Source organism: Rhizobium sp. 2MFCol3.1 (assembly GCF_000377565.1).
Classification (GTDB): Bacteria; Pseudomonadota; Alphaproteobacteria; order Rhizobiales; family Rhizobiaceae; genus Rhizobium.
In genome coordinates, this window is sequence record NZ_KB898365.1 from 81,141 (window position 1) to 95,844 (window position 14,704).

A 14,704-nucleotide genomic window follows, 5' to 3' on the forward strand; every position below is an offset into this window, starting at 1 on the left:
TCGCCGGTTGGCTTCTTTAGGGCCGCAATCTCAGGAACTACCGCCGCCGGCACCAATCACGCTTCAGATCCTAAACCTTCCAAACGAAATTCGCCCGGCTTACGCAACGGGGGACATGTCGGTTGGCCCTGTTCCGTCTAGTTCACCGACGCAAAATCGGCCAAGCCGCTCTGGAACAGCGGAAGCAAAGCTGCGCGATCGATCTTGCCATTCGCACCTCGCGGCAATGCGCTTACAGTCGAGTAAATCTCAGGAACCTTGTATTCACTTAGGTTGGCGCGGGTGCAGGCGAGGGCCTCCTCCAATGTTCCTTCTCCCGCCGTTGACAGCTCGATCAAGGCTCCGACCTTCTCGCCGAGTACGGTGTCCGGGATCCCGAAGACCGCGGCGTCTTTGATGATGGGGCTTAGCTTCAATGCTGCCTCGACTTCGGCCGGCGAAATGTTCGAACCGCCACGTATAATCAGGTTCTTCTTGCGTCCGACGAACTCGAGCCTACCGGACGGCAGACGCCTCATCAGGTCGCCAGTGTGAAATCGACCGTCCGTGTTCTCAAGGATTTTCCCTGAAACAAGCCAATAGCCTGGCGAGACGTTCGGCCCGCTGACGACTAGTTCCCCTTCGTCGCCGGGCGTCTGCGACGCGGTTCCATTTTCTAGGGTGACGCAGCTGGCATCGGGAATCTCGAATGCAGACCTTTCTACGTCGCTTATACTCAGGCTCGTCGCAGCCTCCGTCGAAGCCCAAGCCGAAAACATCCGGCAACCAAACACGCTCTCAAATTCTCGCTGAGTACGTTTGGGGCATACATCACCTGAGCTGATTGCAAACCGCAACGACGATGTATTCCGCGGATGATCCACCTGTGCTGCGATCAGCTGCTCGAACATGAAGGGGAGCCCCTTGAACCAGGTGCAGCGGTGTGTTTGCAGAGCCTCGAGAACTTTGTCTGGCTCGAAACTTCCAATCATTACCATCGGTCCCGGCCGAGCAAGACTTGCAAGTAAGTTGAAAAGACCGCCAGCATGTACCATCGGACTTGCATTGAGCATCACATCGTCAGGAAGCAACCCGAGCCCCTCGTATCGAGTGATGATTGCAGAGAGGGTTGACGCCGTGTGGACGACAATCTTCGGATCGCCGGTGGTTCCGGATGTCGGGAGAAGTAGAGCCGGGGCATTACGGTCCGAGGACGATACAAACGCGGTGTGTCCTAACGCAGGTGTTGGAGGCCAATCGCAAGCTTCGCCCAGACACTTGAGGAACAGCCTCCGCTCTAGTGGCAGAATTGCAGTACTGATTTTGCCGATCTCGAATTCGAACGACAAGCTGCCGATATAGTAATGGGGTCTCGCACGCGCCAAGACTACCGAAACCTCTCGCGCTCTAAATCGATTGTTGAGAGGGAGGGCTATTGCTCCAATGCGAAAGCACCCCAGTAGACCCGCGATGAGCTCTGGCGAATTAGGAAGATGTAAAACTACGCGGTCCCCCTTCTGAACGCCTTTTCGTATCAGAAAGCTTGCCGCCGCATCCACCTCGCCAATTAGTCTTGAATAAGACCACTGGTCGTTTTGAAAATAGTAGGCGATGTCGTCCGGGCTCTCGGCGGCTCTTTTCAACAGAATTTCAATGGGATCCATTTTCGCTCATCTTTTCATTCACAAGAGGCGATGATTTTGGCTGGTGAACGTTCAACCCTGGATACAGTACCCAGCGAAAAAGGTTACGATCGCAACATTGGAAGGTGGACTGGCAGGCGATGCGCGGAGAACGCCCGTCGATAAGCCAAGCACTACGCTCCTAGCAAGCTATCTTCCCGCCCGGATATGCGAGTTCGAAGTCGTAACGCCGCTCACGCTCGGCCGGGGGCTCACCGACAGCACAATCTCGCATCGTTGTAGTCGTCGCTCACCACGAAACGCTTGTGTGGTGTCCTGCAATCGCCCGTCATTTCAAATGTAGTCGAACGCATTCGACAGGAAACCCACGCGTCACAATGATCGCCGATAACACACAGGTCCCCGCCATTTCTGTCGGGCCATAGGAGCAACGGTGCCAGGTTCAGGAGCAGAAAGATGAACGCTGCTCCGATGCGGCTTGATCGACAGACGACGAGCCCCGCGAGTATGGCATAGCGAGTCCGCCTCGCTGATAGACCGAAGATTTCGAGATTTACGGAGCTTACCATGTTGCAGGAAGCAGTTCGCCGCAATGAAATCGCCATCTCCCTCCCACCCGTCGGAGACGCCGAGCTGCACTTTATCGGCAGGATCCTAACCCCGTGGCAGCGTCGCGAAGACGCTCCGCGGCAGGGCGACATGGACGGTCCACAGTGCACTATTGAAGTGTTTAGCCCTTGGAGCAAGGCACTAGAAGGAATCGAAAAGTACTCGTCTCTGGAGGTCCTGTACTGGTTGCACCAGTCGCGCAGAGATATCTTGCTACAAAGTCCGGCTAACAACGGCGAGGTGCACGGCGCTTTCTCAATACGGTCGCCGGTGAGGCCCAACCCAATCGGGACGGCGATTGTGACAGTGGTTGGTGTTTCTGGCAATCATGTCGTGGTCCGCGGATTGGACTGCATTGACGGCACCCCACTGATCGATATCAAGCCGGAGCGCTCTCTGTCGGTTCCAATCGCTCCTCCGAAGGGGGGGCATCCGATGGATGTCGAGTAGCGGAGTAGCGGTGGCTTTGTAAATCTGAAATATCGGACCGACGCGCGGCTGTTCCAAAGCTGTCCTTGACGACAGCCGCAAACGAACGTCGCTGGCTTGAACTGTCAGTACGGCTTGATCGTGTCACTCGCCATGAGCAAGGCTTCTACCAATCTGATCTCGGATTCTGTACCGTCGAGCCCAAACATGGTCATCGCGGCGCGTGTCAGATATTCGCGGTGTTCAGGGTCAACCTCTCGACGGAGTGCCTTCGGAGAGAGGTCTTGGAAATCCAGTGTGAGATTTTCGATGCGTAACGAACCGCAGGCCGATTCAAACTGATCCGTCGGTGCGACGCAGCGCACTTCATTCCCCTCCCGAACGAAACCCTCAGGCCACGGAAATTGGTCCATCGTTGCCTCGGTCCAGCGCCTTTCCGAGCCGGTGCGTCGTCCAGTACCCATCCGCATCCAAACATCGAAAACGTTGCTTGTGATCATTGCCACCGAATACTCGTCCCCGTCAAAAACCGTCCAACCCTCGCCAACAGTATAACCTCTCGGTAGCCTCCACATTACGACCGGAGACCTTCCCGACCGAAATACCCACCGGTCGCTTTCCGGAGTTTGGTGTTCAGGTTTGAGCAGGATACGGCCAATGCCAGTCCGGGCCGAATTTTGTAGCGCCTTTTCGCGTAAAAGGTCGACGCCTTCATCGGTCGCGAGTGTGAACGTGTCCAAATCGCTGTGGGATATGGCGACTACCCTGCTACCGCTGTCTCGTCGAATACCTGTCGGAACGACGATCCGCGCTTGCGAGGCCAGAGAGTGGTTAGGAAATCGATCCAGCCAACTGTGCCACTCGTCAAGATTTACAACGAGACCTGGAAGTCCATCTGCTTTGCTAAACGGTGTCCGCTCATCCACTGGAAGATGGGGGCCGAGAGGCTTGATATCGGCGGGTAGAACGTGTTTGAAGCGCCCCAACCCGTTGGCTGCTACTACCCTTTGCAACGTCTGCTCATCGGAGTAACGGACCACTTGTATTCCGACCCGCTCGAATGCAACAATAGTCGCGATCGACGGTGTTTCCACAGTCACAAGTAGGCAAACCGTCTCATCGAGTTCGACGTTGATAACAGCGGTGAGATGTGGGAAGTCGAGATCGACGCCGGGCGGAAAGACAGTATCCCCGACCTTTCTAGCGACCTCGCCCATTCCATTGCGCTCGAGGACTCGCGTGACAGCAGCAATGGCTAGATCGGAAATGTCTTTGTAGCGAAGTTGGTGGATCGTGAGCTCGTATAGGTTCCCTGCCGTTGCGGACGAGCTGCGGCGGCGTATGGGACTGCCGATGGGGCTGATCAGCTTGCGTACAGTCAGTTTCTGTTTGGGCTCGCGGAGCATGACCGCCTCCGAAGGGAGGTGAATGCCACGAGCCAGGTCACCGTTGTCTACGAGAGTTACTCGCAGACAAATATCCCGCGATTCTCCGAAAACCCGCGCCACTCGCTGCAAGCTATTTGCGCTTGATAAAAGTAAAAGGCTCGTCTGCACTGCAAGATCGGCAATACGCCGTGAAACCGAGGAAGCGCTGTCGCCGGAGAGTGCAGGTGATCGCAGAACAGATGTATCGAGCAACATCGTGCCGGATGCGAATTCAACCATTTTCTGCCTGTCAGCGGGAAAGAGATGGTCGGACGGACCGTAGGTTGGAAGACTCGGTACCACTAGTACCGGAAGACCGAGTCGCCCTTCGGCTAATGCCATGAGATGATCGTAATCACGCCTATCTTGTATGGTCAGGTCGTCGCCCGCCAAAACCATGATGAAGCTGAAATCATTTGGAACGACAAACTGCAATTCTGCGGCCGTCGTTCTAACGAAAAGTCTGGTTGGCCAGTTCGCGTCAATGATGAACCGGGGTTTGCCTCCAGCGTTCATTATAATACGTGACAGCTGCTCACCCGCTCTGCCAATTGAAACGACGAGCACTTCTTTTGGACGATACAGAGGGAGCAACTTTCCATTCTGTACGCGGCCTGCCAGGCTCGCTTTACCAAGTTCTTCCGGCAGATCCGACAACAACGCGTACGCCTCGCGATCACGATCCAACGCAAGCAGCGGCGCTACATCACCCTCGTCAAAAACATGAAAGCCAGGCAGGACCACCTCGATTTCTCTCAAGTCCTGCGTGTGCTGGATTTGTATGTGGCGCAGAGCCTCAAAAGTCGTCGGTGACGCATTATGATGATGCAGCTTGCGTCTGAGATGCGTCAAAATCTGGGTACGGAAGTATGTTCCGAGTACCCAAGATCGCGCTGAACTCCGGTCAAAGGTTGAAGAAATCCGGTCGAAAGCCTTGCCGATCGCAAACCTCCTGACACCGTCTTTGCGATCACGAACCAAATCGATCGCGGTGAACGGAAAGTCGGCGACAAGTTGTTTGATAGAGGCTCCGACCTCCTCGTAGAGCTCATCGCGTGTCCCGAAAAGAAGCTCTCCGTCTATGAGAAGGACATCTTTCCAACGATCTCCAATCGAAAGTGCTCTGCCGACATCCTTCTCCCCTAGATAAGTTGCATGGCGAGGGAAGACGGGTGTAAAGGCTGCGACCGAAGAGTCAGCGGCTCCCTCTATCGACGGAAGGGCGACGAAAACCTCATTTGACTTTCCGAGTGGCGTGTAAAGCCCGGTACAAAATCCGGTGAGCTCTTCGGTTACCTTCTCGTAGCCGATTAATTGCATAGTCCGATGATTGGCATTCACGATTTAACCCGATCCCTGAAGTGAGCAAGCACTTTGGCGTTGATCTCCGCTCGGAAATCTGCGGGCGAGCGGGTGCTTTGCCAATCGTAAGGAGCGATGTTGATCCCAAGCGCCTTGAGGCGTTCGATCAGCTTGTCGTTCTTTTTGCCGGTTTCGCCTTCTAGATATTGCTGCGGCATGATGACAAGCTCGACTGCGCCTTTAAGGCTTAGGTGGTCCTCGCTTGCTATTTCGATTGCCGAGGCTCGGTCGTCGTATGTCCCCGGATCATTGATTCCGCGATTGGCCTGGTTAGCAATCGAGACATAGCTATGGGTCGCCTGTTCGAAATGTGGGACATCGTCCGTCAAGCCGGGCTTGAGATGACCTTCAAAGTAATCTTCTACGCTCTCGAAGGCGAAACCAAGTTGCTGACGGGCGCTCTCATAAGTTCCGTCCAGCAAATAATCTTTGATCCCGAGGTGAGGATCGGCGCTGTCGTAAAATCCGGCTCGAGCAGCACCGGTGTCGAAGGGATAAACCTGGACGGGCTTCACACGCTTGGGATCGACGACAAAAACGCAAGGATATCTGGATATGTAACGCGAAGTTTCAGCTTCGTCATGGAGCCGGTAAGCCGGGCGGCCGAGAAAAAAATAAAGTAGCTTTCGGCCGAAAACCTTGCATTGACGAGCCTGAAGCTGACCCGAAAAGATAATTTCGTTCCCAATGCCCACCTCGGTGACGTGAACCAAGGGTAAAGCCTCTCCCATTGCGCTGTCGGCTACCCGGTCGCGAAGGTCGGTGCTTGGCTCACTAGGACCGCGAAGTTCCATCGGCTTTCTTGTCATAGTCCCTCCGTGTGGCGATCTGAATGCGACGGCATGTCCAACTTAGGTGCCTAATATGCCTGCGATCAATGCGAGCGCTCCGGTGGCAAGCAAGCTGCCCGTAGCTCCAGATAATGCCGCGCGTGCGTCGGAGAGTAGCGCTCGGATGATCCCAGTGTTGGGCTCGGACTTCCTCATTTCGGTAGAGAGGCCGTCCAGTGATCGAGAAAGGAGCGCCTCGTTCGCACCAGCCTCCACGAGGCTCGCATGGTACTGTTGGAGTTGTTGTGTCAACTCGCGGATTTGCGCTGTGTCGACCGAGCCTCCGCCGATATTGCCAACTGTATTGTGGCTCCCTACGACGCCAACCAAAGTTCCAACAGATCCAATTGTGATCGCCGGGCTGTTCTGGGCAGCGACCTGTTCTTCGCGTTTGAATGACATGCCCATCCCCGTTATTCCTGATTTTTCCAAAGCGATCGCCCAATCCAAGATCATGGTTCGGACCCTTTCAAGGATGCCAGCGATATCTGCCCGCTCGATGAAGATCGACATCTCGGCGAACGGCACCCTCATCTGCGAGTTGATCAGATCGATCATCTCCGGCTGCATAGGTACATGGATGGTACCCTTGCGCGCCAGAATGTGTTCAATCTCTCCGACCGACTGGCCGGTGGCTGCCACGCTAAGACTTCGCATCAGTTCGGCAGGCCCTTGGATCGGTATCCATCCGCGCATCGGATTGTTCGCGCGGGGGCGACCGTGAAGTTTGCGATAGTCGGGAACCTCATCGGGATATCCGTTGAGCTCTAGATCGACCCAAGCTTCGACCGAGGGTAGGTCCAGTTTCGCGGCAGCCAGCCGAACCTTCCTAAGGAGAGATGATAGGCTTGTGGTGGGATCGAGCGCGTCCCGCTGTATTTCCTCAACCAAACCAGCCATTTTTCTCTCCATCCACAACGCAGTTTTCCGGCAGGTGCGTGCTTACTCACGTCGAACTCAAGCCACCTGCGCTTCAGACGTAATCGAAGGCGGGGCTGATGGCTTGGCAGTCGACGCAAGCTGGGGCCATATCCGACTGTCAATCGAATGGTATGCGGCTGTTTTCTTAAACACCGAGTACAGATCGCTACGGAATTTCCGGATCGTCGGTTGTGACTTCTCGTCGACCAACCAAGCTCTGATCACCAGATCGTAAAAATCTCGGTTGGCTTTGAAGTGCTTTTTGCTCAGTTCACGCTGCATACCATGAGTGGAGTTATCGCTTGCCTTCTCTGCCGAGATCTTCTTTGCGATATCATCAAAATCCTTCAGGACGTCTTCCGCAATCAGTTTTGAGAACCCCTTATGTTGAACCTCGTTCCAAAAGCTATCATAGGCCTCGTTTTCCATAAGCTCCCTCAGGAACGCCGAAAACATCCGGTCTGGTGCCTGGCCGCCGGGCAGGGCAATAATGTGATGGCCGAGGTCGGGTTTCTCATCACCGTCGAGAATGCATATCGACCGCATCGAGGATTGGTCCATCTTTCGATCGCAGAACAGTGCACGCAACGACTTCGCACCGATGCTCGCGCCAACAAAATGCAGCAGATTTCGCGCGGTGACGAAGCCCGGGTCTAGCTCCTTGCTGATGTAATCCAAAAGCTGCTCAAGAAAGAAGCGAGCCTCCTCATCCTCCGTAAAAACTGGGATGAAGACATTCCGGTAGAGTTGCGATGCCTGCAGTCCGCTCAGATGCATCTCAATATGTGACGGACCGGGATCAGGCATCATGGTGACCCTGTCCAATTGGTCGACAAGGTATACGATGCGCTGCTTCAATTCGTATGCATGTTTCAGGATGTACAGGCTGTGCGTCGTCATGAACACCTGAATCCGGTATTTTTTAGCGTAGCTGGCTATAAGATCAAAAAGCTTCTTCTGTGCCGTAGGATGCAGCGTGGCATCGAATTCGTCGATCAGCAGAACGCTTTCGACGTCTCGTTCCTGTCCGGGTACTACACTCTCGGTTAGGTAACGGAGGCAGTTCAGCGCGGTAAGAATGATGCTGATGTTGTCCTCGCCCGAGGAGATCGTGTTTGAGTCGATACCCTGAACCGTGGTCGTGAAATCGCTGCGCTTTTTGACATCGGCAATGTTTTGGTTGAGTGCCTGCACGATCTCCATTCGTGTCAGGTCCGCATATTGCTTGACGAAGGCGGCATGGATTGCTTCGGGCAACTGACCGCGCGGCTTGTCGATTTCCCTGGCGTCGCTGAGTTCGCCGTACGGGTATAGTCGCGATAGCCCTAGATAGACAACTGGAACCGAAGGAAGTGTATCTTTCTTAGCTCGGGCATATTGGGGCTTGATCGAAAATCTGAAGTTACTAACCTGCTGCTGGTCCTTGGAGTTGTGCCGCCTGAAAGCAATCGTGTCGCCGTTCACATACTTGACCGAAAACAACGTGCCCGAAGTCCCTTCGGCCGGGTTGCTGTAACTGCCCTTGTCTCCGCGAGAGACAGTCTCGATCTTCGGGTTTACCTTGTCGACGAATTTTCCCAGGATAACGGTCGCGTCGCTGGAGGTGAACCGCGGATCATTGCGCTTCAGCGCCTGGAAGGAGTTGCTGACGATGTGCATCAACGTCGACTTGCAGGTGCCATTCGTACCCGAGATCAAGTTCATTCCTGGCTCAAAGCCGATCTGAATCTTCTTGAGTTTACGATACTGAACGAAATCGATTTCACTGATCATTTGAAAAGGCTCCCCAGCCTTGGTGCTCATCCGAGTCTTTTGAAATTGGTATTTAAGTCGGCCTTACCGACGGGATTGCTGATGGCGACTATCGGCGTCGTGATTGAATGCTGTTCATTGGGTCGCCTGCTTGCTAGCCAGTACCTCGCGGATGAACCGATCCAGTGACTTGCCGCCCGGTGAATGCGCAATCGAAGCGTAACGATGAGCGAGATGCACCGGGATCAAGGCATTCTGAAACAGATCTGTCTGCATCATCTCTATAATTGAAACCATGTGAGAGATGTCGTCGGCGTAGTTATCCAGATCGACTTTTGCGTCGCGGAATGGAGTTCCCCTGATGCTCGTCTTTCGCGGGAACGGGTAGGCAAGCGTGACGTCGAAGAGTTTCCGTCGAGACGTGCGAACTATGAAGGTCTGACCGTAGTAGGTCTCGTCGCCGAAGTTCTTGCTCGACTCGATCTTATCTGGCTCGATGAATGTCGAACGGTACTCGTCGCTCACCGGGAGCACGAAGGTGCCTTCGAGCGGGTTGTCGTCGGAGTCGCGAGATAGCAAATTCTCGATGAGCTGGGCATGCTCGACGACCTTTCCAGTTTTGGAAATGCCCATTACGATGGGCCCGCGCATATTTCGATCACTGCATTTCTGCCTGATCTCGTGGAGAAGCGACATGATGCTTCTATGAAAACGTGCACCTTCCCCGAAAATCGCGAGCGGTCCGTCTATGATGACGTTCATGTTCGCGACGATGGAGGGGTCTGACTCGAACGAGCACCTTATGATGTGGATCACGAGCAGGTGCTCGAGAACCGACATCAGACGGTTGAAGCACTCGGTATTGCCGCCTTCTTCGTTGAAAACCTCCTGGATACGGAGCGCGTCGGTAACGTAAACGCGCTGAGCAGGATCGCCACCGATATCCACGTATCCCGGATCAAGGGGAACGAAGAGGTTCTCCTTCAATTGCTGGCCGTCTACAGGCGATCGGTTCTTGAATTCGATACCTTCCCGTCCGTGTTTGATGACGATCGAGCCTATCGCCTTGGCATCATCGCCATAGGGCCTCGGCTCTTCGCCGGAAAGGTCGCTTTTCCCGGTCCGCCTCAGCAGCTCGATGAACGTGTCGTAGAGACTTATGCCCTTGCAGTGAAACTGTTCGGCATGAAACACATTCTCAAACACCGATGCGCGGAAGAAGGATCTCGTCTTAGGGTGATCGGCATGCGTAATGCCAGCGCCAGGCAGGATGATCTTGCTTTGATTGGACTTCTTTTTTAGGTCAGCAATGTCAGCGGGGTCCACGAATGCCGTGTTTCTATCCCGTAGCCGCTTGTACTGATCGACGAATATAAGGACGTTCGACAGTTTGATAACGCCGACGCGGACAGACGGAAAGTCTTGGCGAACCACGGATTCGTATGGAGAAGCGTCGCTGGCCATGACAACGCCCTCCTCAAGTTCACGTACGCGATCGGTCACGTCGATCAACCTCTGGCGAATTAGGTCGATCTTGCCGCTGTGGTCTTTGACGGTCTGCACAGACTTGATGAAGCGCTGAACTTCCGGATCGTTAAGGACGTCGAACCCTCCGCCCGCGGATGCCCTCTCATTCGAATAAGGCATGTCAGCCCCCGACTTCCAACGGGGCGAACCAGTAAGACGCGCCAGCTTTGCACTGCCGGTACTTCGCGCCAACCTGAGCGGGATCAAAGAGCATGATCTGTGTGGGTGTCGTGAAGTTGGAGCTTAGCGTCTTGATCCTCGCGAAGCCGACGTCCTGGCAGCGCTTGAGACTGGGAGCGAAATCTTCGAAGTCGTAGTATTTCGACAGTGTCCTAATTTCGTCATCGTTGTTGAGGTGGGTGACGAAGAAGTTTTCGGTATTTGACAGTATGTTCGGATGGATCGAAGAGGGCTCCTGCGTCGCATAGACGAGGGACATCCCGTACTTCGCACCTTCTTTTGCTATCCTGGGCCACGTGGTGTTCAGGTCTGCCTTTTTGCCGATGAGGTTGTGTGCCTCTTCAACGTAGAGCACGATCCGGGGCGCAGCTCTGCCCGACGTGAAGAGACCGGATGACGTCTGAAAAATGCCGCTCGCTATCCGTTCGGCCATGGTCTCTCTGATGGAGGGTTTGCCGACGGAGAGATCCACAATGACTATCCTGCCCGCGGACAGCAGCTCGTAGATCTCGCGCGTGATATTGAAAGACCCGGTTGCCGAATGGAAATCGCCGGCGGCGGACTTGATGGCGTTGAGAGCGCGGATCAGACCGTCGGTCTTGCTGGACCGGCCAACAAGCACCGCCAGCATGGCGACGTCTTCCGTGTTGAGCCACTTCTCGTCTTTCGCTTTCTCAATACCATTGACCTTGCGATCGACTTCGCGAACAGCAGACCAGAACCTGGCGGCGCACTGCGGTGACACGCGATGACCATCCCTGCCTGCCGTCAATTCGAAATGTCCGATCACTGCGGCCGCACGTTGATCGACGTTAGTCGATCCGGCTTGTTGATCTACTGGAATGACGTGTTCGAACATTTTAGCCAGCGCGGCTTTGTTGGTTTCAAACTCGATGGTGAAGCCGTCGGGGTAGGGGAAGCCGGCTTCTGCCAGAATTGTTCTGTAAAGCGCCACGCGACGCTTCCAACGCTTGTAAACGCTCGGGTTTGACCTGTCCGGCTCCAGCAGATCGCATGCCGCGAACGTCTTGAGGTCATCGTTTAGACTTGCTCCATCGGAGTTCAGATTGTCGACGATAAACTGATGGCCAACCTCGAGATTCTGATAGAAGTTCACCCTGACGTCTCGGAACCCAGGTTTGGCACCGATCCGGTAGCGCACGGTGTTATCGAAGAAGACGTCCGCGATCGAACTCCCTTCGTCTTGATTGTTTGCGTTCGAATACTCGCCGTTGATGTCGAGGATGAGCTGGCCGATGGGGGAGTCGGACTCGAACGCGGAAAGCGCAACGGCGGAAACCATCGTCTTCGTGGTGTTGGATTTACCTGTTCGCGTCATGCCGAACACAGCGGTTCGTCGTGCGAGGAAGTCGCCGGGGAAGATCTTCACCGGAACGGACGCTTGTCCTGGTCGCAATGACAACTGATTGGATGACGTGAAACGCACGGTTCCAATTTCGAAGGGTGCTGGCGGGCGCTTCATTCCCAGAGCGAGCGCATCCTTCTCGGCCTTGGCCTTTCTGATGGGATCAACGAAGTTGACAATTGTGGAAAGCGCTTCAGGCCCCGGTTTCCGAACCGTCATATGTCTAGCCGCAAAGAAGTCTTCTGCGTCAGCGCCGAAGTTCAGCTTCGAGGAGGCATCAAGATAGAACGTGCCAAGAATCTTGCATTCGACCCCACTCCACTGAAGCATGGAAAACGATATCGGCTCGTCCATCCGGAAGGCCGGGTCCTTGGTGGCGGGGTTGTCCTGGAAGTGTTCCATGACCGCTCGAACCACGTCACGATCCGTTGCAAGTTCTGCCCGGCCGACGACCCTCAGCAGCAATATACGGCGATCGATGGGATGAGCCCCTACCATGTCCTTGGGATCGGCGCTGCAGGCGAGGAGGTAGCTGTTCATCGGAATGCCGCCGGCGTTTTCGCGCCATTTGTCATTCGTCATCACCGTCGTGGCGTCATACGAGGTATGTATCGTATGCCCGACCAGAGCGGAGCCTGCACTATCGTCTAGAAGTGCGCTGAGCGGGTTCGTTCCCGCAGACATGGCTGTAACAAGACTTTCGATCATCTGATCTATCCAACCGCAAGATTTCGATCGACCGCTTGGATCTGGACGGTAGCGTTCTGCCGGCGACGGGGGATCTGAATGATCTCCGCACCGTGTTGGAGCGTGCCAGCCTTCCTGAGGTCGGAAATGATGTCCGAGACTACGATTTCTTTCGCAACCAGCCGCCGCTTCTCGTCTATGCGTGCTGAGTACTGAAGATTCACAAGGGCGTACCCGGGATGCGTTCCGTAAAGCCGTCGGGCATCAGAATGATCATCATAGGAGAGCAACCATCGCCCCGGCAGGTTTTCAGTGGCTCGAGCCAACTCTTCGTGGTCTTGGGAGCCGAAATGGTATCGGTACAGCTTGTCCGCCTTCGCGAAGAACGGCGGATCGAGGTACCAGAACAGCTTCTGCGGGCTGTCGCGATATAGCGCGGTCCTTCTGACGTCGCGTACCGTCTTCAAGTACGTTTCGTTCCGAACAAAGCGAACGCGGTGACGGAGAAGCGATAGCTCCAAGATACGCTCAGCCAGCTTCTCCTGATTGAATCTGCAATTGATTTTGTATTGACCAGATTGCGACATCCCGCCGATCGGGCCCGCGCCCTGATTCAGCGAACCGGAGAAGCTTGTTCGGTTCAGGAAAATGCATTTAAAGGCAGTCTCCAAGCCGGAGCCGAAATTGGAGTGTTTCAGGCGTTTCCATTCCTTCAATGACACTCTGGCGTCGTAGACCATATCAGCGAGAGCTTCAGCGTCAGGCGAGAAAACGGTCCTCCAGAACGAAGCCAGGAGTGGGTCGGCGTCGGCCAAGGCAATCATATCGACATAGTCCGCTTCCAAAAGGGAAATGGACACCGACGCCCCACCCGCGAACGGTTCAATAAATAGAGCGGGCCGCGTCCCGGCTTTTGAAATGAGATCGGCGATGAGTGGAGCCAACTTCCGCTTTCCACCGGGATATCTGAGTGGGGAAATGTCTGATCGGGTGCACCAATTGACCACGCTTGCCGCATCACCGACGCTTTCCTGTCCCACGAAGTCTTTCCCTAATGCTACCTGGTCGCGAATCTTCGCGTTATGGTAAATGCTAGAACGACAATGTTACTTTCACAATCACAGATATGCTGATTTTGAACATTCGTTCAAAAAAGTTGCTTTCAGCTTGGACTGGGGGCGGACGAGCGACGCAGAGCAGTCAGCCCCGTGGTTGCTGCAACGTCGAGTATTAGCCTACGACAATAGCGAGGTAACAGTCGAGGCATATGCTAAGTCAAAATCTGCTCTGCCAGCCATTCCGGCTGCTGGTGGTTCCGCCATTGTAGTTCTTAAAAGATCAGGTGCCCCGAAAAATCTTTGGCAAAAAGGCATCCAAGGAAAACGCCGATCCTCGCTGGTAGCTCGGTTTGATCGAAGTGCCGGCAAAACGCTTGTTGAGCCGAGTTAGGCGACAGACTAAGGTGTGGTCAATGGCGAGCGTTGGAGGGTGCTTTGGCACATGGGCTGCCACGACGCTTGGATCGAGATCGCAGGCGATAACTTTGCTGTGCCGGCGACTGGAGGCTTTCTCGACCAACCGCCGAAATGGTGTCCAATATGATCCCACGAATGTGCCCTTTGCAGGCTCGGTGCAGGGCACTCTCGACGTCCCCAACGGCATACAGGACACTATTTAGAGTCAAAACGGCTTCCCCATCCGCCTTTGATCACGAAATCAACGCGCGCCGACGCGTCTTCCCACCTCATGAAATTGACGGTTCGATCAGATTTTGCCACCGGCGCAATCTTTAAGACCGAAAAGCGGCTCGTGCGGTTTGCTTTAGACGTCGCAACCGCCTTTTTAGTGGAACATGACTGTTTTTTAGTCCTCATCACAACTCCGAAGGCTCTTGCATTTTCGAGCACTATTGAGCGCATAGCGTAATGCGTCTGTCCAGCCGTCCCACGTGAGGGGCAATCTCTAGCGCGTGTGGTTCAGCGAAATCTTCAA

9 protein-coding genes and 1 pseudogene are annotated in these 14,704 nt (G+C 54.7%); 1 reads left to right on the forward strand and 9 read right to left on the reverse strand.

The genetic code is table 11. The features are described from left to right. Positions 1-137: 137 nt before the first annotated feature. Positions 138-1,643 carry a class I adenylate-forming enzyme family protein gene (locus D460_RS0122295; RefSeq protein ID WP_018900813.1) on the reverse strand — a complete coding sequence of 502 codons (1,506 nt, stop codon included), beginning with the start codon at positions 1,641-1,643 and terminating at the stop codon, positions 138-140. Between the two features lie 546 nt (positions 1,644-2,189). Here D460_RS0122295 and tsaA point away from each other — a divergent pair. Next, entirely contained in the window at positions 2,190-2,681 is a 492-nt protein-coding gene (gene tsaA / locus D460_RS0122300) for a tRNA (N6-threonylcarbamoyladenosine(37)-N6)-methyltransferase TrmO (RefSeq protein WP_018900814.1), read from the forward strand. A gap of 104 nt (positions 2,682-2,785) precedes the next feature. Here the strand turns inward: tsaA and D460_RS0122305 are convergent, their stop codons facing one another. From D460_RS0122305 to D460_RS36835, 8 genes and pseudogenes are all read right to left on the reverse strand, one after another. After that, a complete protein-coding gene (locus D460_RS0122305) occupies positions 2,786-5,428 on the reverse strand; it encodes a hypothetical protein (RefSeq protein ID WP_155947818.1) in 2,643 nt (880 codons plus the stop codon). Next, a complete protein-coding gene (locus tag D460_RS0122310; RefSeq protein ID WP_018900816.1) occupies positions 5,425-6,258 on the reverse strand; it encodes a hypothetical protein in 834 nt (277 codons plus the stop codon). The genes D460_RS0122305 and D460_RS0122310 overlap by 4 nt, the downstream gene beginning before the upstream one ends. A 42-nt stretch (positions 6,259-6,300) precedes the next feature. After that, positions 6,301-7,179 (reverse strand): hypothetical protein, encoded by an 879-nt coding sequence (locus D460_RS0122315; protein ID WP_018900817.1) that lies wholly within the window; start codon positions 7,177-7,179, stop codon positions 6,301-6,303. A gap of 57 nt (positions 7,180-7,236) precedes the next feature. After that, a complete protein-coding gene (locus D460_RS33565) occupies positions 7,237-8,973 on the reverse strand; it encodes an AAA family ATPase (protein WP_051110819.1) in 1,737 nt (578 codons plus the stop codon). 114 nt (positions 8,974-9,087) lie between these two features. Continuing rightward, complete coding sequence (locus tag D460_RS34645) at positions 9,088-10,599, reverse strand: hypothetical protein (protein WP_018900819.1); 1,512 nt, start codon at positions 10,597-10,599, stop codon at positions 9,088-9,090. Position 10,600: 1 nt separating this feature from the next. Then, positions 10,601-12,733 carry a DUF87 domain-containing protein gene (locus tag D460_RS33575; protein WP_018900820.1) on the reverse strand — a complete coding sequence of 711 codons (2,133 nt, stop codon included), beginning with the start codon at positions 12,731-12,733 and terminating at the stop codon, positions 10,601-10,603. A 5-nt stretch (positions 12,734-12,738) separates the two neighbouring features. Further along, positions 12,739-13,752 (reverse strand): DNA adenine methylase, encoded by a 1,014-nt coding sequence (locus tag D460_RS33580; RefSeq protein ID WP_348625645.1) that lies wholly within the window; start codon positions 13,750-13,752, stop codon positions 12,739-12,741. Between the two features lie 475 nt (positions 13,753-14,227). Next, positions 14,228-14,378 (reverse strand): annotated as a pseudogene (locus D460_RS36835) (IS701 family transposase); the annotation flags it as partial. Positions 14,379-14,704: the final 326 nt, after the last annotated feature.